This is a genomic window from Pseudomonas sp. CC6-YY-74 (assembly GCF_002025205.1).
Classification (GTDB): Bacteria; Pseudomonadota; Gammaproteobacteria; order Pseudomonadales; family Pseudomonadaceae; genus Aquipseudomonas; species Aquipseudomonas paeninsulae.
In genome coordinates this window covers 1,797,828-1,819,032 of record NZ_CP019947.1, presented here as the reverse complement: position 1 = coordinate 1,819,032, position 21,205 = coordinate 1,797,828, and the positions used below count along the sequence as shown (strand labels likewise).

Sequence of the window (21,205 nt, the reverse complement as noted above, 5' to 3'; positions counted from 1 at the left end):
CAAGCCACACTTTCCGGAAAAGTTAAGTGTAGACAAGAAAAAAGAGGAGGAGCTTAAACCGGAGTTTGGGGTTTTCCAGCATAAAGGCGTTGTTGAGCTCGTGGGCAAAGATCCCGTTTGGTACAAAGTTAAGGTTATGCCGGGCCAGTTGCTATCGGTGACCGCTGCAGTTGAATACCGTAATGTAAAAGGCGATGCGAAGCGTAAGGCAGTGATGCTGTTCAAGAGCTTCAACGCTGCGGGTGTTGAAGTGGAGAGGGAGTGTGGGAAAGTCGTTAGGTCAGGTCACCTGAAAGCATTTTTCAAGTACCTGTCCTGCACGCAAAATCAGGTGCAAGAGTTACATGAGTTCACTGTTCCTGCAGGAGTTTCTGAAGTCCATTTTGGGTTGTGTGGTTTTAATAAGAACGAGCAGGAACAAGTTTTTATCTGTGATCTCGTGGTCAAGCCCAAACTCAAAAAAATCCATGTCGTTGATCAGTTTATTCCGCCTAGCGCGCAAGCCGCTGAAATTAGTATTTTAGGCTGGCCCGAATATCCGAAAAATGGCAAACCCTACGTGCTAGGCGTCATGGACGAATTTACCAGTGGCTGTTTCGAGGAAGATGTGAATCTTATCCAGCCAAGGCCAGATAACTGGTATGCATTGGCTGAAAAATATAAGCCCGAATTGATTTTTATTGAAAGTGCCTGGAAAGGCAATCAAGGTAGTTGGCAGTATCGGGTGGCTGAGTATGCCAATAAACCAGGCCAGGAAATTGCTCAGATTTGTCAGTATGCTCGGGAAAAGGGCATCCCCACGCTTTTCTGGAACAAGGAAGATCCAGTGCATCACGATAAATTCATGTGCACAGCGAAACTTGTAGATCACATCTTTACTACTGATGCCGCTATGAAGGATTCTTACCGACTCAAGACAGGCAATCAAAACGTTCATGCACTACCGTTTGCCGCACAGCCTGCACTCCACAAGCCGGCACCATTGGCGGGCCGTAAGCCGCTCTCCTGCTTTGCTGGTAGTTGGTATGGCAATCGCCATGCGGAGCGTGGGCAAGCCATGCGTTGGCTATTGGAAGCAGCCAACAAGCATGGCCTTGATATTTATGATCGCAATCATGGGACGGGTATTTTTCCCTTCCCTGATGAGTATAAGGCAGGTATCAAGGGAAGCTTGCCGTATAAAGAGCTGTGCGACGAATACAGTCGTTATCGAGTGTTCTTGAACGTTAATTCAGTTACAGAATCGCCCACCATGTTTTCACGGCGAGTATTCGAGCTGATGGCCTGTGGCACGCCAATAGTTAGTACTTATGCTCAGGGCATTGAAAACCTGTTTGAGCTGGGGGCTGTATGGCTGGTGCATAGTCAGGAAGAGGCTGATGAGGCCATTCATACCCTGATGACCGATGATGTGGAATGGCGTCGGCGTAGTCTTGCTGGCATTCGTGAAGTCTTCTCCAGGCACACTTATGCTCACCGTCTCAACGATATTTTCGAGCGTCTAGGTATCGAATATCGTATGCCCACTGAACCTGCCATAGTTTTAATTGCCGAAGTGCATAGTCAGGTAGAGCTTGAAGTCCTGAACCAGTTCGCCAAAGAGCAGAGCTACCGTCGCTTTCTCCTTGGTGTCGAGTGCCCACAGGGTATTGCTGCAATGGCGGGTCACCTTTCCGAGCAAATAGTCCTGATGCAACCGGGAGAAAAAAATGCCTGGTTTGTTGAGCAGCAGGCCGATACTCCAATTGCCGGTTGTTTAAGTCCTCGCTGCCATTACGGTGTGCATTACCTGAGAGATCTGGTCAATGCCAGCGCCTATGAACCTGAGGCCAAAGGTTGGGCAAAAGCGCTCAAGCAGGATGTATTTGGCTATGGCGAGCAGGCCGTATTGTGCGGTGCACTTTGGGACACTACCGATTTCCGCAAACACCATCTCACCACTAAGCCTGAAACCAGGTTGTCGCGTTCAGACCTGTACCTGGCAGATAGCGAGCACTTTCAGCAGAGCGGTTCAGCGGCCCAGCAAGAGATTGGGGGCGGTAAATGATAAAGCGTGTATTGATCTGTGCGGCTCCGGATCTCAACTATATTGATGGCTCATCAATTTGGGCGCAAACCATTGCTCTAGCTACGGCCGCTACGGGTATGGCTCATGTCGATTTTATTGCCAAGAGTTCTCCTGCCCGTGATGAACTATTCCAGCCATTGAAGGTATCCCCGGCTCTCAACATTATTGATGGCACCAGTAGTAAATACTGGCAGGGTAAGGCCCATCAGCGCTTGTCTCTATCGATGATGGCGGATCTGGCATTAAAGCTGGACAGCATCGCCCCCTATGATGTGGTTATCGTTCGAGGGATGGAGATTGTCGCCAAACTGCTGGACAACCCAGGGCTGTTGAGCAAATGTTGGATCTATCTCACCGATATCCCGCAGTCGGCGGCGGAGTACAGTGGCGACTTGCGCCATACCATGCGCCGCATAGCCAATGGCTGTCGTCGATTACTTTGCCAGACAGAAGGCTTCAAGGCCCTCTGGTGCGCGTTGGTACCCGGTTTGGACGAAAGCAAGGTCAGCCTTTATACCCCTGTGATTCCTGATCTCCCTGAGCATCTACCCGTGTTGTCGGAGCGCCCTCTACGCGCTATCTATGCTGGCAAGTTCAAAGGGGATTGGATGACGCTGGAGATGGCTGAGGCGTGGCCGGCAGTGCATCATCCGGTTCCGGGTAGCGAACTGTTGATGATTGGCGACAAGATCCATAGTCAACCAGGCCGCCTTGACTATGAGGCACGCATGGGCCTTGCATTGGCTGATACTCAAGGTCTGCGCTGGTTGGGGCCCCAGTCGCGCGAAGCGGTGCAGCAGCAGTTGCTCCAGGCTCGGGTAGGACTTTCCTGGCGCGCCGAGAGTATGAATGACACCGTTGAATACTCCACCAAAATGCTGGAGTACGGTGGTGCAGGGTGCGCCGCCATTCTCAACCGTAACTCCCTGCATGAGGAGCTACTTGGCAAAGATTACCCACTCTTTGCCAACAGTGCCGAAGAGTTTGCGAGTCAGCTTACCCGGGCACTGAGTGAGCCGCTGGTCGCCCAGCAGGCAGCGGATGTGCTACACGCGCTGGCAAAGCGACACACGTTTTCAGCACGCACGGAGGACATCCGTCAATGGCTCGTAGAAACACCAAACTTGATACGTAAAATCCGAGTTCTGGTGGCTGGGCATGATCTAAAGTTCTTCAACTTACTTCAGAAAAAGCTGGAAGCCACAGGTCAGTTTGAGTTTCTGATAGATGAATGGCAAGGACATAACAGGCACAGCGAAGCGCAAAGTCGCGCCCTGCTGGAGCAGGCCGATGTGGTCTTCTGTGAATGGTGCCTAGGCAATCTCAAGTGGTATTCGCACAACAAGAAGCCCCATCAGCGCCTGGTCGCACGTTTTCACGCTCAAGAAGCTCGTGTGCCCTACATGGCGGAGGCGAACTGGAACGCAATTGATCATGTTAGCTTCGTCAGCGAGCATACGCGTCGCCATGCTCTCGAGGTATTTAAAGGTTTTTCTCTGGAAAATACCTCTGTTATCCCGAACTACCTGGATGACAGCAAGTTTACCCCCAAGAAAAAAACCGGGGATGCCCGCTATACGCTTGGTATGGTTGGTGTAGCACCAAAGGGCAAGCGACTGGATCGCGCCATCGACCTACTTGAAGCCTTGCAGGCAGAAGATAAACGCTATTGCCTGCGGGTAAAGGGCAAGCATCCGCTGGACTATGACTGGTTGCTCAAGCGAGAAGACGAGCTGGTCTACTATCGTCAGGTCTTCGAGCGGATCAACAGCAACCCTTTGCTGCGCAATAAAGTCATATTTGATCCGCCTGGGGACGATGTAAACGATTGGTTTACCATGGTGGGCTTTATTCTTTCGCCCTCAGACTCTGAATCATTCCATATGGCTATCGGAGAAGGGATGCTTACGGGGGCTATGCCGATAGTTTGGAACTGGGAGGGGGCTAAAGATACTTGGGGTGCAGGAAATATTGTTAATGATTCTCGTGGGGCAGCGTCAAAAGTATTGGGGGTAGACGTAATAGATATTAAGGGCGAGAAGGATCGGCTTATTGCGCGAAATAAACCTGTGGTCGAACTTCTTTCTGAGGTTTTAGGTGGTTTATGAAAAGGAGTATTCGGCTTAAGGAATGGGGTGTAAGTCAGGTCTTAACTAAATCACCAAGCGAAAAATATTCTGAAGTAAGGGACCGGTGCGTAGTCAAGGATTATCGGATACAGACGAATAGCCAGGGTTTTATTGTTTCGGGTAATGGGTTTGATCTTGACGATGCTGAGGGTCTGCTCTTGTTTTTAGGTGACTCTTTTGTTGAGTCAGTGTTTGTGGACGAAAAGTTTAGGTTTCATTCTATATTAGAAGATAGGCTTTGGCGTTTGGGAAGGCGGATGGCTTGCTACAATGGTGGTTATTCAGGGGCAACTAGTGTTCACTTGTTGAATGTTATTGTGAACAAGGTTCTCCCTCTTAAGCCTAAAGCGGTTTTTTATGTGCTGCCCTCTAACGATGCATTTTCGCTGGGGGTTGATGGCGGCGCTTGGGGGGCTAGTAAAGTCGTTTCTCCCTTTGTTCCGCATGAGTCAGGATACAGTGGTATTGGCTTTACCCTTGTTGATATAAGGTCTCTAATAAAGAGTGTGCATGAGGTTTTGGCTGCTTTTGGCATACGGGTGATTTTTTTAACGTTCCCGCATAGACAAGATTTTGATAGTGATGGGTTTCTAAGAAGTAGATATAATTCATTAATTCGATTTTCTTCGGTTTTGAAAGCAAGGCGTGAAACAAACTTGGTGTTGAGGGGATATTGCAAGCGGCGAAATGTGGATTTAATTGACCTGGAAGAAGTATTAGGTCATTTTGAAAATTACTCGCAAGATGATTTGCATATGGATGAAGCAGGGTCGCGCTTTTTTGCGGATTTATTGTTCTCGTGGATAGGGTCAAATGAAGAATATTTTGAGTAAAGTCGCTAAGCCAAAGAAAGATTTTTATAATCATTCTTATATTTCACTAAAGAATAAATACTTTTTTCATTCTGTTGGTAAGGCTGCCAACAGTACGGTAAAACATTTCTTGTATGGTGAGGAGCTTGCCGGCACCGGGATTTCCTATAAAACTGTGCATGATAGGCTTAGTTCTCCTCTGATTTCGCCTTACCAACTGACTGAAAGTGCTTTGGAAGAGGTTTTGTTTGGGGGGGGTATTATCGATTTACGTTTGTTAGAAACCCATTTAGTAGATTGCTGTCTTGTTATCTTGACAGGATTCAGGATGTGAAATCCGCCCCATATAAGGAGCTGGTTCGATGGTCTGGGGTAAAAGAGGGGCACAAATTTAGTTTTGAAGAGTTCGTGACAGTTATTTGTGAACAGACAGATTTTGAGCAAAACAATCATTGGCGGCTGCAATACGCCGATACGATGTCGGGCTTGGTGAAGTATGATTTCATTGGTAGGCAGGAGAATTTTAACGAGGATATGGGCAAGGTCTGGAAGATAATATACCCGAAGTCTGCAGTGAAGGATTTTTCTAGTATAAATAAATCTCCTTCTAAAACCAATTCTACCAAAAGTCTTGGTGACTATTGGGAGAGTCATTTGGTTAAGCTGGTTGCTGAAAGGTATGAGAAGGACTTTTCCTGTTTTGGGTACAATGTGTCCATTCTTAGGTAAGGAGTTAAACGGGTTATGTCGATTGTTAGTTATGAACATAACTTTGTTTTTATTAAAACAAAAAAGGTTGCTGGTACTTCGGTTGAGGCTCACTTGAGAGGGTTTGCTGGTGAGTGTGATATTGTTCCAGCTGTTACCCCAAGAGATGAGCATTACTGTGCGTCACGAGGGCATATGTCAAAAAATTATCTCAAGTTTGCCGCGAATGAACAGATATATACTGATTTAGTTCTTGCTGGGAAGTATGATGAGGCAGCCAGTTTTTTATCGGGTCAGAAAAAGAGTGCTTTTAGTCATATGGATTACAGCTATTGTAAAAATCTGGTTGAGGCGTCTGGTTTTGATGTAGGGGGCTTCTATTCTTTTAGTATCGATAGACATCCCTATTCGTGGCTTCTTTCAAGTGTTCTGTATGATAATGCGCAGTATAATTCAGTGGGTGGTGTTTTTTGGGAATTTGATGTTGGTAAGATAAATTATGCGATTGCAAAATTTATGGATCAGCCTGGCTTTTATAAAAAAATAAATTGGAATAAATATACAGAAGGTGGCAGGGTTGTAGTTGATAGGGTTATTGATTTTGATGATCTTTCGAAAGGGCTTTCGGAGGTTCTTCAGGTTTTAGGTCTGCCCTCTGATTTGGCTGGCTTTCCTGATCTAAAAAAATCATCTCGACACCTAGATGCTTTTCATATATTAGATTTCGCAAACAAGGCTCGTGCGCAAACGCTTTTCTCGGAGGCCTTCTCTTTTATGAATTATGATGTTTGATGTTTGATGCGGTTGTGTGATTTGTTTTTATTTTGCGCTAGTCATCATTTTAAGTCTCCCCGGTTTTGAATGCCTTCGTTAACAGATTTTTTGTTGTTTTGAGTGTGAGCGCTGGCTTTTGTGCGGCTGTGTTGGTGTTTTTGAAAGCTGGTACGGTATATCGGTATGCTTTCTGAGATTGAGGCCTCGGTTTAGGCTTAATGTTTTTAATATACACTTGGTTTGCGTAGCTGTTACGGCAGCGCAGCATGATTAATTAGGCGTTGGTTGTTCGTTATGGCACTGCTAGCATTTATACTTTTTGAGAGTTTGAATTCATAGAATAAGTGCAACGTTTGAGACGACAGGCAGAGAGCCAGCCACCGGTAGAATCCAGGCTCTCACACCGAAGGATTCAAGCGCAGATGACTACGCCTTACCGGCAGCTGACTCAGAGCCAACGTTACCAGATTGAGGCCGGTTTAATCGCCGGCAAAAACCAGGTCAGCCTTGCTAAACAGCTTGGCGTGCATCCCGCAACCATCAGCCGAGAGATCCGCCGCAACAGCACAGAAAATCGCTACGCAGCTGCTCCAGCGACCCAGAAAAGCGATGCGCGCCGTGCCCAAGCACACAAGTACTGCAAGCCCGTTGCCTGGTTCCGTCACTACCTGCCGATCTGGCTTCAGCACGGGATGAGCCCAGAACAAATTGCTCATCGTTTGAAGCAAGAGCGGCCTGATGACACTGCGAGTCATGAGTGGATTTACCAGTTCATCGCCATCGACAAGCGCCGTGGCGGTGATTTGTATATGCACCTTCGCCACCGTCGGAAATGCTACCGAAAGCGCTACGGAAGCCACGACCGGCGCGGACAACTACGAAATCGCGTGTCGATCAGTGAGCGGCCTGCTGAGGTCGAAACACGTGAACGGCTAGGCGATTGGGAGGGTGATACGGTGCACGGCCTCGGCGGCAATATCGTGACGTTGGTTGATCGAAAAAGCGGCTACCTGAGCGCGTATCCGGTCAAGCGCAGAACACGGCGACAGGTGACGCGAGCGATCAACCTGCTGCTCAAGGGGCATGTGGCAAACACGTTGACGCTGGACAATGGCCGGGAGTTTGCCGGTCATGAATGCATCGCCCGCAAGAGCCAATGCGCGGTCTATTTTGCTGACCCGTATTCGTCTTGGCAGCGCGGCAGCAATGAAAATGCGAATGGCCTGTTGCGGCAATATTTCCCCAAGGGCAGCAACTTCAGCAAGCTGACTGTGGAGGCCGTTAATCAGGCGGTAATGAAGATCAATTTACGACCACGCAAACGCTTGGGCTGGAAGACACCATACGAAGTACAAACAGGGGTGAGCGTTGCACTTATGCGTTGAATTCAGGGAGGTAATAAATGATTTCACATGCGCATCGCTGCGTTTTTGTTCATATACCGAAGTGTGGGGGGCAAAGCGTCGAGCGCATATTTATCGAGGATTGCGGTTTGACATGGGAGAGTCGTGCTCCCCTGATATTGAGACCCAATGATAATCCCGATGCGGGGCCCCCTAGACTGGCTCACCTTACTTATCGGGACTATCTGCGTTACGGGTACGCTGATGAAGCGTTGATGCGGGAGTATTTCGTATTTTCTGTTGTCAGAAATCCGTATGCACGTGTATTGTCTCTCTACAGGTACCTCCGGTATGACTCGTCAATGTCTTTTGCGGAATTTGTAATCGATGTCCTTTGTTGGCAGGTCAAAAATAAAGGAGACATGTGTTGGTTCATGTCGCCTCAGTTTGAATATGTTTGCGACGCTAAAGGTTTTGTAGGCATCGATCAATGGGTAAGGCTTGAGGAAATTGACGAGAAGTTGCCTCCGCTGTTGCAGAAGGTTGGGGTCTCTGTCTCGGAGATTCCTCGTGCTAATAAAACAAGAGTGCGTAGGATGGCGGCGGAAGGAGTAGCTGATATTGCCGAGGATGATGGTTGGAACCCGGATTTGAAGGCGAGGGTGTTTTCAGTTTACGAGCCAGATTTCTTTCACTTTGGCTATGCTAGATAGTTCCTTTGTGGCTTTTGCTATGCTCTTTGCGAAGCTCATTGTAAATTAAATAAAATATGGCGGCAGCCCTCTAAGATCGGAGCAAATGTGGCACGCATCTCAATGATCGTTTGGAACGAGTTTACCAATGACGCCCGCGTTCTCAAAGAGGCTCAGACGCTATCGTCCGCAGGCCATCATGTAAGCGTTCACGCCTTGCATACGCCGGGTGTGACGCTGTTACGAGAAACGCTGCAAGGCGGAGTCAGTGTCCTTAGAGTGCCGCGAAGCCCATTTTGGAAATATAGAAAATCGACGGCAGCCAGCAAGGTTGGTGCGGTTGGAAAACCAGCTGGTAGATTGGGTTTATTCAGGTTTTCATTAAGAGTTGTGGCGCGCCTTTGGGCGCATTTTTATTTGCTGCTCAGTATATTAAGAGCCAAGCCTGACCTCGTTCACTCTCATGATGTCAATACCCTTGTTACTGGCTGGTTGGCGGCAAAAGTATCGAGGGCGCATTTGGTCTATGACGCGCATGAAATTAGCACCAGCCGGGAGGGTTATGCCGGGCTACGAAAAATTGTTGGCTTGATCGAAAGAATGCTAATGCCACGGGCTGATGGCACCATCACTACGACTGATGCAAGAGCCAAGTTTTTTGCAAGGGCATACCGTATACCTCGTCCGATTGTTTTGCAGAATAGGCCGCGTCAGCAGCCAGTGCTGCAGTCAAACCGCATTCGCGAGGAGTTGGGGCTGGACAAACCATGGCCAATTGTTCTGTATCAGGGCGGGATTCAACAAGGCCGAGGTTTGGAGCGATTGGCCTGCTTGGCGCATGATGTTCCCGATACCTATTTTGTTTTCATCGGTGGCGGCCGGCTTGATGGTCCATTGCGTGCAATTGTTCAGGAGGCTGGCGTATCAGATCGTGTTCGCTTTATTCCAACTGTTTCCTTGGTTGATTTACCTGCTTATACCGCTTCTGCGGATATCGGTGTACAGCCTATTGAGAATACCTGTTTTAATCACTTTACTACGGATTCCAATAAGCTCTTTGAGTACATTCAGGCAGGGCTACCTGTTATTGCATCAGACCTTCCCGAAATTCGTCGTGTCGTACGTGAGTACGACCTTGGATTGTTGGTCAGACCTAGTGACTCCGCAGCGCTTGTTGAAGCTATCAAGCAACTTGCTGGCAATAAATCTCTGCGTTTGTATTACGCCGAGAGTGCTTGCAAGGCATCCAGCAGACTCTCCTGGGAGTCGCAGGAACATGAGTTATTGAAGCTTTATGACAAAGTATTGGGCTGTGATCGGTGAGTGAATGTGTTTTCGTGTTATGTTTTTATGTGGCCGGCTAAAGATATTTCTCGTGCTCTGTTACTGCTTTTTGAGCAATGTTTTGAGTGTGTTAGAGGTTTGATTTATGATGCTCACCGTGGTACGAGCGTTGCGCTGGGTTGTGTCGCTGGGGGCAAAGTTTGCGCGCGTTGTTCCCCTGCAGACATTTATTATTGTGTGCGCGACGTTGCTGTCGCAGATATCGACCTTGTTGGCAAATTTTCTGCCGTTGAAAGTCGTTATCTTGCTGGGCTCCGAGCGCATTCCACGTTATTTTCCGGAAAGTCTGGCCGCATTGGATTGGGAGTTGCTGATTGGGGCTCTATGCTTAGGAACTCTGGGTTTTTATCTGCTGCATCTTTTGGCTGAGCGGTTGATTCGAGCTATTACTGCGATGGGTGCGCAGCGATTGCTACAGCGTAGCCATAAGATGGCATTGTTTGATAATCAGGATGAGTTGGCGCGGGATGCGTACTCGCGGTTTTCCCGTGCTTTGGCAAGCGGTGTCTTCATTGCTTTGGCATTGGTTGGTTTAGGCTATTTCTACCCGATAATGGCGTTGGTGTTGCTCGGCTATACCTTGCTAGCTTGGGCATTGGTGTGGTTGTTGTACCGGTTGAACGAAGGCTTCCGGCAAAAGCTTGAAAATAATTTAGCTAGTGTGCTTGCGGTAGCTGCAGGGCTTGGCTTTTTTGTCGCTTTTGGTTATCTGGTCGCCGACTTTATTTTATGGATTCCACCAGGTGTGATTATTGGCATTGTTGCTCTGTTGTTGAGCCGCCAGGTAATGCAGCGTATGGGGGGCATGGTAGGCGATTTGGCCAGCCTCAGGCGACAGCAGATCAAACTGGATGCGCTGTTTTTTCATGGCAGGGTACTTTTGCCGATGCTTGCGCATGACAAGAGCGAGTACCTGAATTTGTTAGCGCCTTCGAACCGTCGGGACTGGGTGTCAGCGCTTATGCGCGAGTTTACTTCCTGGCAAGGTGGTGAGTTGGACATTCGCTGGCAGCAAACCGGCGTGGCGAGTGTCGCTGCTTTGCTGGTAGAGGTGCAAGAGGGTCGATTCCTGATTAAGTTGTATGACCCGAGTCGCCGCACACTTGCGCTGCATGAGTCAACCCTTGCATCAGAAGCTTTGCCAGGCCTGCCTGCACTGCGGCTGCGTGGGGTTACGCAAGTAGTGGGGGTGCATTGTTTGTTATATGTGCTGCCCGAAGGCAGTTTCGTGGGCATGCTGACGGGCAAGAGAATGCGTATCCCCCTGATTGCCAGCTTGATGCACGTTCAGCCGAGTGAAGCCTTGATAAAGCGCTATAAGCGTTCGCGGCCGTTTTTATGGCAGCGTCTGCGAGCCCCTCTGCTACTAAGGCTGCAGGTCGCAGTCGTCGATGCTGGGCAGCAGCAGCAGTTGGACCGCTTGTTAGCGGTTCTGCCACAGTTGATTGGCATATTGCAGCGGTTACCGCTATGGATATTTACCCCGGACACGGGGTTTCCCAATATTTACCAGTGTGAGGAATCAGGGCCGGTGCTGCTGAACTGGGGGCGCTGGTCGATGGAGCCGCTCGGTGCTGGCTGGCCGGTCGTGCGGCTAGATGATCTGGCTGAGATGCTGGGGCGGTCACAGGCTGTGCGGCAGGAGCTTGCGGGGAGCGATGTGTGTCAGGTAGAGCTTGCCGCCTTGTGCGCTGCGCTTGAGGCTGGCTGCAATAGGCAGCTTTATTCGGATGCAGTTGCTCTGTTGCCAGCCTTGCTAGAGCGTCTTGACGTTGTTTCGGCATCTGTCAGTTATTGAATATTTATACGGATGAGGGCGCAGAGAAGATAGCCTTCGTCGCTTGAGCGGCAATGGCGTGCTGTTGATGAGCACTCCGAGCCGACGTCGCTCGCATGTCTGCTTTGCGTTAGACTCCCTGAAAATGTAGGTGCGATATGCATCGGATCTTTCTGTGGCCGACCTAGGGCGCGTGATTTTTGTAGTAATCAGCGACTCAGTGGAGGCCTGATTGCTTCATTACCGAGCTCGCGATGAGCGACAAACGTACTGAGCAGCTGTTTTGTCTTGGGTTGATCGAGCAGGGCTAACAGCGGCGGATTATCAGGAGTACTTGCTGGCTAGTCGTATCCATAGAGTGGATTACAGGCCTGTGTGAGGGACGGCAGGGCAGAGTTTCTACTGGTGTGTAGCCGCTTGCTAGCGTGATGCGCTGATCGGTGGCGATCTCCTGATGCTTTGTAATTCGTAGTTCGGCGGGGCCAACCCAGAGCCGGTAACGGGCTTTACTTTTTAACGAATGGATATGATTTGACCACATGAGCACAAACTCGAACATCGTCTGGCAGGCCTACAAGGTTAACAAGGCTCAGCGCTCCGAACATAAGCGCCAGCAACCCTGCATTCTGTGGTTTACCGGTCTGAGCGGCTCTGGCAAGTCTACTTTGGCTAATGCGCTGGAGCAGAGGTTGTTCGAGCTCAACCATCACACTTATCTGCTGGATGGGGACAACGTGCGTCACGGCTTGAACAAGGATCTGGGTTTTTCTGACCAAGATCGCCAGGAGAATATTCGTCGTATCGGTGAGCTGTCTGCTTTGTTTGTCGACGCAGGGCTGCTTGTGCTGGCCGCTTTTATTTCACCGTTTCGTGCCGAGCGGCGCATGGTTCGGGAGTTGGTCGGGCCTGGTGAGTTCATCGAGGTTCATGTGGCGACGCCGCTGAGCACCTGTGAGCAGCGTGATCCCAAGGGCTCTATAAGAAGGCCCGGGCTGGGGAAATTCGTAATTTCACTGGGATTGACTCTGACTATGAGGCACCGGAGCAGCCCGAGCTGGTGATCGACACCTCATTACAGAGTCTTGATCAATCAATGGATTGCATCATCAACCATCTGAAGATTAAAGGAGTTCTTAAGGGCGGTTGGGATGCGTAGCTACGATGTTTTCAATGGTGATGCTGATGGTATTTGCGCCCTGTTGCAGTTACGCCTGGCCTCACCACGTGATGCCGAACTGATAACCGGTGTCAAGCGAGATATAGCTCTGCTTAAGCAGGTGCCGGACGGTGCGCCGGCAAAGGTGACGGTGCTGGATATCAGTCTGGACAAAAATCGTGATGCTCTGGATCGGCTACTGGCTTCGGGTAGTCGTGTTTTTTACTGCGACCATCACTACCCAGGTGAGATCCTGGCGGATCACCCGGGGTTTACGGGGCTTATTGATACCCAACCAACTACCTGCACGAGTCTGCTGGTCGACCAGTATCTGAATGGACGTTTTCATCACTGGGCGCTAGCCGCTGCGTTTGGCGACAATCTAAATGCCGTGGCGCGAACTTTGGCTGCCTGGGCAGGGCTTTCACAGAGGCAGGCGGAGGCGTTGAGGGAGCTCGGTGTTTGCCTCAATTATAACGGTTATGGTTCGAGCCTGGAGGATCTGCACTTTCATCCGGCACGTCTCTACTCCGAGTTGCTGCCCTATACAGACCCTCTGGACGTTATTGCCGATCAACCTGAAATATTGCGACAGCTTAGCGCAGGTTATGCCGAGGATATGGCCTGTGGCTTGAGCGTAGAGCCGCTTCACCGCTGCGCGCACGCGCATGTGGTGCTTCTGCCCGACCAGCCCTGGGCTCGCCGTGTAAGTGGCGTGTTGGGCAATGATCTGGCTAATCGCTTTCCCGGCCAGGCATGCGCAGTGATCACCGAGGCAGATGCCAGTCACTACCTGGTCAGCATACGGGCTCCTTTGAACAACAGGACAGGGGCTGATGAGTTGGCGAGGCAATTTCCTACCGGGGGCGGCCGCCAGGCCGCAGCCGGGATCAATCTGCTGTCCCAAGCAAACCTGAGTGTTTTTATCGACGCCATGGCGCGACAGTTCTCAAGCAATTGAGTTGACTCATCGTATCGCTGCGTTTGCCTTGCCGATTGACATGAGGACTGACCCAGATGGAGCTGCAAGCCATTTTGACATTGGTAATAGTGGCGGGTGTGCTGTTGTCACTGGCTGCTGCCCGCATTCCGGCTGACCTGGTTCTGATGGCTGCGCTGGCTTTTCTGGTCATCAGCGGCATTCTGACTCCGTCCGAGGCGCTGGCTGGCTTTGCCAACACCGGGGTAATCACCATTGCCACCTTATATGTGGTGGCCGCTGGCCTGAAGGAGACTGGTGCGGTGCAGTGGGTGGCTTCGCGTCTGCTCGGGCAGCCGCAATCCGTACGCGGGGCACAGTTGCGTATGCTGATGCCAACCAGCGTGCTCAGCGCCTTCATGAACAACACCGCCGTGGTGGCGATGTTCATTCCGGCGATCCAGGACTGGTCACAGCGCCTGAAGATTCCCGCATCCAAGCTGTTGTTGCCGCTCAGCTACGCGACCATTCTGGGCGGCACCTGTACTCTCATCGGAACCAGTACCAATCTGGTGGTGGACGGTTTGCTACAGAGTAAAACCGGTACGCATCTTGGTCTGTTCGAGCTGGCTTGGTTGGGGGTGCCATTGTTGCTTGCCGGTAGCGGCTTTCTGGTGCTGTTTGCGGACCGGCTGTTGCCCAGCCGGGGCGGGGTGAACGAACAGTTGGAGCAGGTGCGCGAGTATGGCGTTGAGGTCGAGGTGGAAAGTACCGGGCCGCTGGTTGGTAAGGCCATCGCCCAGGCGGGCTTGCGCCATTTGACTTATGGCTATCTGGCGGAAATTGATCGGCAAGGCCGGCTGATCACGGTGGTTGAGCCTGACCGCACCTTACAACCGGGTGACAAGCTGTATTTCATCGGCGCTCCAGAGTGCGCAAGCGAGCTACGCCGCATTCAAGGGTTGAAGCCGGCCAACGGTAGCATTCACAAGCTTGAAGTGGCCAACCATCAGCGATGCTTGGTTGAAGTGGTAATAGGGGCGGAGTTTCCGGGGCTGAACAACACTGTGCGCGAGTCGCGATTTCGAACACGCTTCAATGCGGTGATTCTATCCGTCTCTCGCGAAGGCAACCGGATTCCCGGCAAGTTGGGCGACATTACCCTGCGTGTGGGCGATACACTGCTGCTGGAAGCCAGTCATCAGTTTGTTGAACATTATCGCTTTCGCCGAGACTTCCTGCTGGTCAGCGCCTTGAACGACTCCACACCGCCAGATTTCCGCAAGGCCCCGCTGGCACTCGGCATTCTTTTGCTGATGGTGCTGGTGTCCGCTGTAGGGCTGATGCAGATCATGGAGGCGGCGTTCTTGGCAGCGGGTGGCATGATCGCGACACGCTGTATTACTGCCAGCAAGGCTAGGCGCAACATCGAGTTGCCAGTTTTGGTGGTTATCGCCGCGTCATTCGCATTGGGCAATGCCATGACTTTGACTGGTGCTGCAGCCAGCATCGCAGGGTTGCTGGTGTTCTCCGACAGCATGTCACCCTGGCTTGCGCTAGGGTTGGTCTACCTGCTAACGGTTGCCTTTACCGAGGTGATTACTAATAACGCTGCTGCAGTGCTTATGTTTCCTATTGCTATTGCTGTGTCGGAGCAATTGGAAGTGTCCTACTTACCATTCGTAGTCGCAACCATGTTTGCTGCCTCTGCCAGTTTCATGACGCCCTTGGGATACCAGACTAATTTGATGGTATATGGCCCTGGACAATACCGATTTTCCGACTATCTGCGAATAGGTATACCCATGAGCCTCTTGGTCGCGTCTTTAGCGATTGGGCTTATTCCGTACATATGGGGTTTCTGACTTTGGCTTGATGGGATAGGTGTGATTTATATAGGCTAGTGCAGTGCTTTAGGTTGTTGGTAGTATGTATATGCTTTTTTGAGCTAAATATTTAGTGATTATTAATCTAGCGGGAGTGGTGTATGAGGGTTCTCGGAAGCGTATTGGTTATGGTTTGTATTGTGCTGACCGGCTGTGGCGATAGCAGTGCTGTGGGGGAGTCTGAGAATGTTGCTATGGATGGGCAGACTTCCCAGAATATATTTAGAAAGGATTCTGTTGTCATAGGTGAAGGTCAGTCTCTGGGCATTGATGGAAGAATCGTTAGTTATGATCTTATACGTAATGATAAAGGTGCCTTCGATCGTTATGCCATAGAGTCAAATCGATCTCTTATGGGGCTTGAGGGGGAGGTCTATGTGTCCCTTGTGCGGTTGGGATATTCTCGCCGTGTTCGGCAAGAATCGGCAGTTCGCTATGTTGTTAACTATTTAAAGAAAGGGGCTCCGGCTCTCGTTGCGGACTATCGGGCAGAGGAGGGTATGGTGGGTCTGCAGCGTTTGATCTTGACTATAAAGATAGATGGTTAATGGGGTTGTGTGATTTTCTGGCCCTTGATTTTCTATATGTTTATTCAGTGCTTGGTGTCTTATGTTGATGTATTTTTATAGAATGCTTAGGCGTATTTTAATATTTTTTCGCTCACACTTATTAAGTGGCGCTTCAGATTTTTTTACTGATCCGACTGCGAGGCTGAGTGCGTCAGCAATGCGACGTATTGAGAGGGCTGTTATACGAACAGAGGGTGTAGGTGAGGTTTCGAGCGTCCTCTTGGGGAAGCCACAGTTTTCTTGAGTCTATTTCTTTTGATTTTACCAGGCGAAATTAAGTTCTTTAATTTTTTATTGGATACATTTTTCATCCGGATGCTTGAAGGGCTTTCTGTGTAATTGGTTATTATATGAGTATTCTTGCGGGGTAAAGGGCAGGGGTTGATTATTATTCCGCTTGGGATGTGCAAAAAAATTTAATGCTTACGACTTCTTTCGGGGCGCCGGATAAGTAATTTGACTTGCAGGTATAAATATGACAACACTTGCTCATGACGGTAAATCTAGTTATCGGCCTGACATTGATGGTCTGCGCGCCATCGCTGTTCTCGCTGTTGTATTGTTTCATATCGATCCTGCCTTGTTGCCTGGCGGTTTTGCAGGCGTCGATATCTTTTTTGTAATATCCGGTTTTCTGATAACTGGAAATATAATCAAAGATGTTCGCTCAGTACAAGGCTTCTCTTGGGGCGAGTTCTATCGGCGGCGCGCGCTGCGTATTTTGCCCGTTCTTTTTTTTGTTTTGCTCGTGACTCTGTTGGTAGGGCATTTCACGCTACTGCCCGAAGACTTGGAGGAACTGAGTTACTCCGCTTTGGCCTCAGTATTTTCGGTTGCCAACGTCTATTTCACATATTTTCTTGATACTAGCTATTTCGCCGACGACAGTAATTTGCAGCCGTTATTGCATCTGTGGTCGCTGGGAGTGGAGGAGCAGTTTTACTTATTCTGGCCCATTATCCTGATTGCTTTGTTGGCGCGTTTTTCCCGCCTTTGGTTGCTATGGGTAACGTTGATTCTGACACTGGCTTCTTTCGTGCTGGCGGAACTCATGCTCCCAAGTGCTCCCATGTTTGCCTATTACATGCTGCCCACTCGGGCTGGTGAGTTGTTGATCGGGGCTTTGCTCGCGCTCTGGTTGAGCGACAAGCGAGCAGATATGCCCGAATGGCGTCGGCTGTTGTTGAGCGTTGTTGGGGCGGCATTGATTGTCTTCAGCTTGGGGTGGATCACCGAAGACATGGGATTCCCAGGGAGCAATGCTCTACCCTCAACCATAGGTGCAGCGCTGCTGATATGGGCAGGCAGCAATAGGTCAGTAGGTGTAACTCGTATTCTGGCTTTGCGGCCGCTGGTGCTGATCGGCCTGATTTCTTATTCGCTTTACCTGTGGCATTGGCCGGTTTTGGCTTTTTATCGTTACGTCTTTGGTGTTGTAGAGCCTGTAGTTGGTGTGGCGCTATTTGGGGCGATGTTGCTGTTGTCAGTGGTTAGTTATCGCTGGGTAGAGAAACCTTGCCGCCAGCTACGTTGGAGTTTCGGTCAAGTTATGATGCGCGTTGTCGCAGCTAACGCCTTTGTGGTGTCAGCTCTGTGCGGCGCTATTGTGCTGAGTGGTGGGTTGGGGCTTTATAGCTTTGATACTCAGTACCAGGCGCAGCTTAAGGCGCTAAGTCCAGCTCCGGCGGCCTATTCCTATCCGTATGTCTGCCAGCGTCGGCTTCTGAGGGATGTAGATCTGCAAAGCGAAGCGTGTATTGTCAACTCAGAGCGTGAGCCCGCTGTACTCCTGTGGGGAGACTCCAATGCCGCTCATTATGTTGGTATTCTGGGGGCGTTTGCCGAAGCCTCGGGGTTTTCCTTTCGTAATGCGGCACATAGTAGTTGTCCGCCTGTTTTATATGGGGTTGAGCATCTCCTGAAACCAGATCGAGTGGAAAATTGCCGAGCATCGATTGATTTGGTTAAGGCATATTTGGATAGTTACTCTACTATTGTTTTGGGTGGTGTTTGGTCTTTTTATTCTGGTAGAGATGACGGATTCAAAGCAAACCTAGAGCAAACGATAGAGATGCTTGTGGCTCAGGGGAAGCAGGTGATAATTTTGGGGCAAGTCCCGCGTATGAAAGAAGTGGTGCGCGAGTGTTCGCAAAAGGCTCTTAAATTAGCAATGATTAAATGTGAGAGCGGTGATGAAGGGGGTACAGCCCCGCTGATTAATAAATGGTTAAGAGAGTTTGCTGGATCTCACCCGGGTGTTAATTACTTTGATATAACCGATGCTCTTTGTCGCGGCGATCGTTGTAGTGCTTATCTTAATAGCTCTCTGTTGTATTACGATGCTGGTCATTTAAGTATGGAGGGGTCTTGGTTCTTAGGGCGTCACATTGTGGCGGAAAGTGGTGTTCCGAATGTATTTTCACGTTTGGTCGCTGGAAAGCCTACTTACCAGAGGGATATACCTCTGGATAAGTCTCTGCTTGCGCGTAATCAAAGTTTATTTGACCTTCCGGAGGGTGCGTGGCGGTCCCTTATTGAAGGTGCTTATAGTAAGCTCTGGAGTGGCAGTGCCATGCAAGAGGGGAAACTGGAGAAAGGTGTAGTGTTGCAGGATGATCGTGACGATGCCTATAATCTTGTCCGTTATCGAATTCCTGATGTCGAACTCCAAGCGTACGCGAAAGAAGGTGGCTACTTACATTTTCGAGTAAAAATAGCCACCTGTACTGAGAGCTTTCCCATGTTGCGGCTCTTGGTGCAGGTTGGAGGGAGGGAAGTTAAACACGATGTGGTGCTGGACTGTGAAACTTTGCTAACCGTGGCCAAGGGGGGCTTCCGGCCGAAGGATGTTGGGGCTGAATCTGAAGGCGATAGCCTCATATTAAGGGCTCGTTATCATATGCAGTCAGATTTGGATGGCTTGGAAGTCATCTTTTTCCCCGCATCAGGGAAAAATTTTGGAGCATATAGTCCAAGTGCAATCGGTGCTGTGGCAGTTGATGATATTGAGCTGGCGGTTGTTTCGGCGCATGGTGAGGTTTCAGATTTTACCGTAGGGGTTCGCGATAGTGGTATACATTAATCGAATCTTTTGAGTGTCGCTTTTATCAGAACCTATATGTCCTGTCGAATTCTGCTGCTGACGTTTTTTTAGGCTAGGCGGCGGCAAAAGCTGAGTGCAACACCTGACCTTTCCGGTACGGTGCTGCCCCTATGTCTTATTCCGAACTCAGCGTTGAAGAGCGCGCCACCATTCAAATCGGTCATGCCCAAGACTTCAGCCTGCGTAGGATTGCCTGCTTGATCAACCGATCCCCTTCGACCATCAGCCGGGAGCTGCGCCGTAATCGAGGCGCCTGTGGCGGCTATTCGGCCCTCGTGGCCCAGCAGCAGATGCAGATCCGCCGCCAGGTTTGTCGACCGATGCGAAAGCTGTTGCCGGGTAGCGAGCGCTTCGCGTTGGTGGCTCATATGCTGCGTGAGCGTTTGTCCCCCGAGCAGATTGCCGGCAAGCTGCGCAGCATGAACATTCCCAGCCTCCGAGATGCCTACGTCTGTCGCGAGACGATCTATAACGCGATCTATGCCTTGCCAGTCGGCGAACTGCGTAAGGAGCTGATTATCTGTCTGCGCCAAAGCAAGGCGACGCGCAGGCCGCGCTCTGGCGGCGTGGATCGGCGCGGCCAGATCCCGGAGATGGTCAGCATTCATGTGCGCCCGCCGGAGATTGAAGACCGTCTGATGCCGGGGCATTGGGAAGGCGATCTGATCAAGGGCAAGGCCAACGCCTCGTCTGTAGGCACGCTGGTGGAGCGCACCAGTGGCTACCTGATGCTGGTGAAGATGAATGACGCGACGGCAACCTCGGCGATGGAGGGATTCAGTGCAGCGCTCAATGGCATGCCGCTGGCGATGCGCAAGAGCATGACCTACGACCAAGGCAGGGAGATGGCTCGACACGCTGAGATCACCCAGAAAACCGGTGTAGCGATCTTCTTCTGCGACCCGCACAGCCCTTGGCAGCGCGGAAGTAACGAAAACATCAATGGTCTGATCCGCCAGTACCTGCCCAAAGGCACAGACTTGTCGGTACACAGCCAGGAAGAACTGGATGCCATCGCCCTGCAACTGAACATGCGCCCACGTAAGCGCTTTGACTTCAAATGCCCAATCGAAGTTATGGGTAAGGTGATGCAGGAAGCCATGGCTATGCGGCATGATGCTCCAGCGTCAATTCAATAACCGTGTTGCACTCAGCTCCTGCAACCGCCCTATGTCCTCGTTAGCTGTTGCAAGGCCTAGACTGAAGACGTGTGCTCATCAAGGAGTGCCGTTATGGATGCCCAATCCTTTCAACACCTGCTGGCTCGGCTTGATCGCCTCACGATCAAACAGAAGTCCATCGTTCAGCGTTTTCTCCAGATCAACGTGCAGCGGGATGGCTTTGAAGAGCTCATCCCTGATCTGAAAACCTGCCCGCACTGTGCCGCCGACGCCGCGCAACTGGCCTCATGGGGCCGCAGTGGTGGCCTGCAGCGCTATCGCTGCAAAGTCTGTCGGCGCACGTGCAATGCATTGACTGGAACACCCTTGGCGCGCCTACGCAAAAAGGACTGCTGGCTGGATTATGCCCAAGCCCTCATTGCTGGATTGACCGTGAGAGCGGCGGCCCGACACTGCAGCGTCAGCAAGAACACTTCATTTCGCTGGCGACATCGGTTTTTGCATGATGTGGCGGCGCATCACGATGCGCGTGAAAGCGGCATTGTCGAGGCCGACGAAACGTTCTTTCTCGAGTCATTCAAAGGTCAGCGCGAGATGCCGCGCCCACCCCGTAAACGCGGGGGTGTGGGCAAGACACGCGGAACGGGGCCGGATCAGATAGCCATTTTGGTTGTTCGCGACCGTGAGGGACATACCGCTGACTTTCAGCTGGATAAGCTCGACGCCGCCCATGTAAGTGCCGTAAGCGCTCCATAGACCCCGTCTTCAATTGATCCAAACATCGCCCGATGCTGTGCTCCCGAT

Annotated in this window: 15 protein-coding genes and 2 pseudogenes; all 17 read left to right on the top strand. The window is 50.7% G+C overall.

What is annotated here, in order from left to right:
* Nucleotides 1-100: 100 nt before the first annotated feature.
* Entirely contained in the window at nt 101-2,047 is a 1,947-nt protein-coding gene (locus tag B2D37_RS08405; RefSeq protein WP_079202272.1) for a glycosyltransferase, read from the top strand.
* The gene (locus B2D37_RS08400; protein ID WP_079202271.1) at nt 2,044-4,176 is read left to right on the top strand and encodes a glycosyltransferase; all 2,133 of its coding nucleotides are present in this window, start codon (nt 2,044-2,046) and stop codon (nt 4,174-4,176) included. The genes B2D37_RS08405 and B2D37_RS08400 overlap by 4 nt, the downstream gene beginning before the upstream one ends.
* Nucleotides 4,173-5,030 carry an SGNH/GDSL hydrolase family protein gene (locus tag B2D37_RS08395; RefSeq protein ID WP_079202270.1) on the top strand — a complete coding sequence of 286 codons (858 nt, stop codon included), beginning with the start codon at nt 4,173-4,175 and terminating at the stop codon, nt 5,028-5,030. The genes B2D37_RS08400 and B2D37_RS08395 overlap by 4 nt, the downstream gene beginning before the upstream one ends.
* Nucleotides 5,011-5,343 (top strand): hypothetical protein, encoded by a 333-nt coding sequence (locus B2D37_RS23070; RefSeq protein ID WP_154067066.1) that lies wholly within the window; start codon nt 5,011-5,013, stop codon nt 5,341-5,343. The genes B2D37_RS08395 and B2D37_RS23070 overlap by 20 nt, the downstream gene beginning before the upstream one ends.
* Complete coding sequence (locus tag B2D37_RS08390) at nt 5,307-5,738, top strand: sulfotransferase family 2 domain-containing protein (protein ID WP_154067065.1); 432 nt, start codon at nt 5,307-5,309, stop codon at nt 5,736-5,738. Before B2D37_RS23070 ends, B2D37_RS08390 begins: the two co-directional genes overlap by 37 nt.
* Before the next feature lie 15 nt (nt 5,739-5,753).
* Nucleotides 5,754-6,509: a hypothetical protein gene (locus B2D37_RS23065; RefSeq protein WP_154067064.1), complete on the top strand. Its 756-nt coding sequence runs from the start codon at nt 5,754-5,756 to the stop codon at nt 6,507-6,509.
* Nucleotides 6,510-6,913: 404 nt separating this feature from the next.
* Nucleotides 6,914-7,876 (top strand): IS30 family transposase, encoded by a 963-nt coding sequence (locus B2D37_RS08385; protein WP_079202269.1) that lies wholly within the window; start codon nt 6,914-6,916, stop codon nt 7,874-7,876.
* Nucleotides 7,877-7,893: 17 nt separating this feature from the next.
* On the top strand, nt 7,894-8,547 hold the full coding sequence (locus B2D37_RS08380; protein ID WP_079202268.1) for a sulfotransferase family 2 domain-containing protein: 654 nt from the start codon (nt 7,894-7,896) through the stop codon (nt 8,545-8,547).
* Between the two features lie 87 nt (nt 8,548-8,634).
* A complete protein-coding gene (locus tag B2D37_RS08375) occupies nt 8,635-9,849 on the top strand; it encodes a glycosyltransferase family 4 protein (RefSeq protein ID WP_079202267.1) in 1,215 nt (404 codons plus the stop codon).
* 106 nt (nt 9,850-9,955) lie between these two features.
* Complete coding sequence (locus tag B2D37_RS08370) at nt 9,956-11,668, top strand: hypothetical protein (protein ID WP_079202266.1); 1,713 nt, start codon at nt 9,956-9,958, stop codon at nt 11,666-11,668.
* A 518-nt stretch (nt 11,669-12,186) separates the two neighbouring features.
* A pseudogene (cysC, locus tag B2D37_RS08365) lies at nt 12,187-12,803 on the top strand (adenylyl-sulfate kinase).
* Nucleotides 12,796-13,764 carry an acetyltransferase gene (locus tag B2D37_RS08360; protein WP_079202265.1) on the top strand — a complete coding sequence of 323 codons (969 nt, stop codon included), beginning with the start codon at nt 12,796-12,798 and terminating at the stop codon, nt 13,762-13,764. The pseudogene cysC and the gene B2D37_RS08360 overlap by 8 nt, the downstream one beginning before the upstream one ends.
* Before the next feature lie 56 nt (nt 13,765-13,820).
* Nucleotides 13,821-15,587, top strand: coding sequence for an SLC13 family permease (locus B2D37_RS08355; RefSeq protein WP_079202264.1), 1,767 nt, complete (start codon nt 13,821-13,823; stop codon nt 15,585-15,587).
* Between the two features lie 122 nt (nt 15,588-15,709).
* Nucleotides 15,710-16,156: a hypothetical protein gene (locus tag B2D37_RS08350; protein ID WP_079202263.1), complete on the top strand. Its 447-nt coding sequence runs from the start codon at nt 15,710-15,712 to the stop codon at nt 16,154-16,156.
* A gap of 496 nt (nt 16,157-16,652) precedes the next feature.
* A complete protein-coding gene (locus B2D37_RS08345) occupies nt 16,653-19,259 on the top strand; it encodes an acyltransferase family protein (RefSeq protein ID WP_079202262.1) in 2,607 nt (868 codons plus the stop codon).
* Nucleotides 19,260-19,390: 131 nt separating this feature from the next.
* Nucleotides 19,391-20,419 (top strand): IS30 family transposase, encoded by a 1,029-nt coding sequence (locus B2D37_RS08340; RefSeq protein ID WP_079202256.1) that lies wholly within the window; start codon nt 19,391-19,393, stop codon nt 20,417-20,419.
* 225 nt (nt 20,420-20,644) lie between these two features.
* A pseudogene (locus tag B2D37_RS08335) lies at nt 20,645-21,154 on the top strand (IS1595 family transposase); the annotation flags it as partial.
* Between the last annotated feature and the right edge of the window lie 51 nt (nt 21,155-21,205).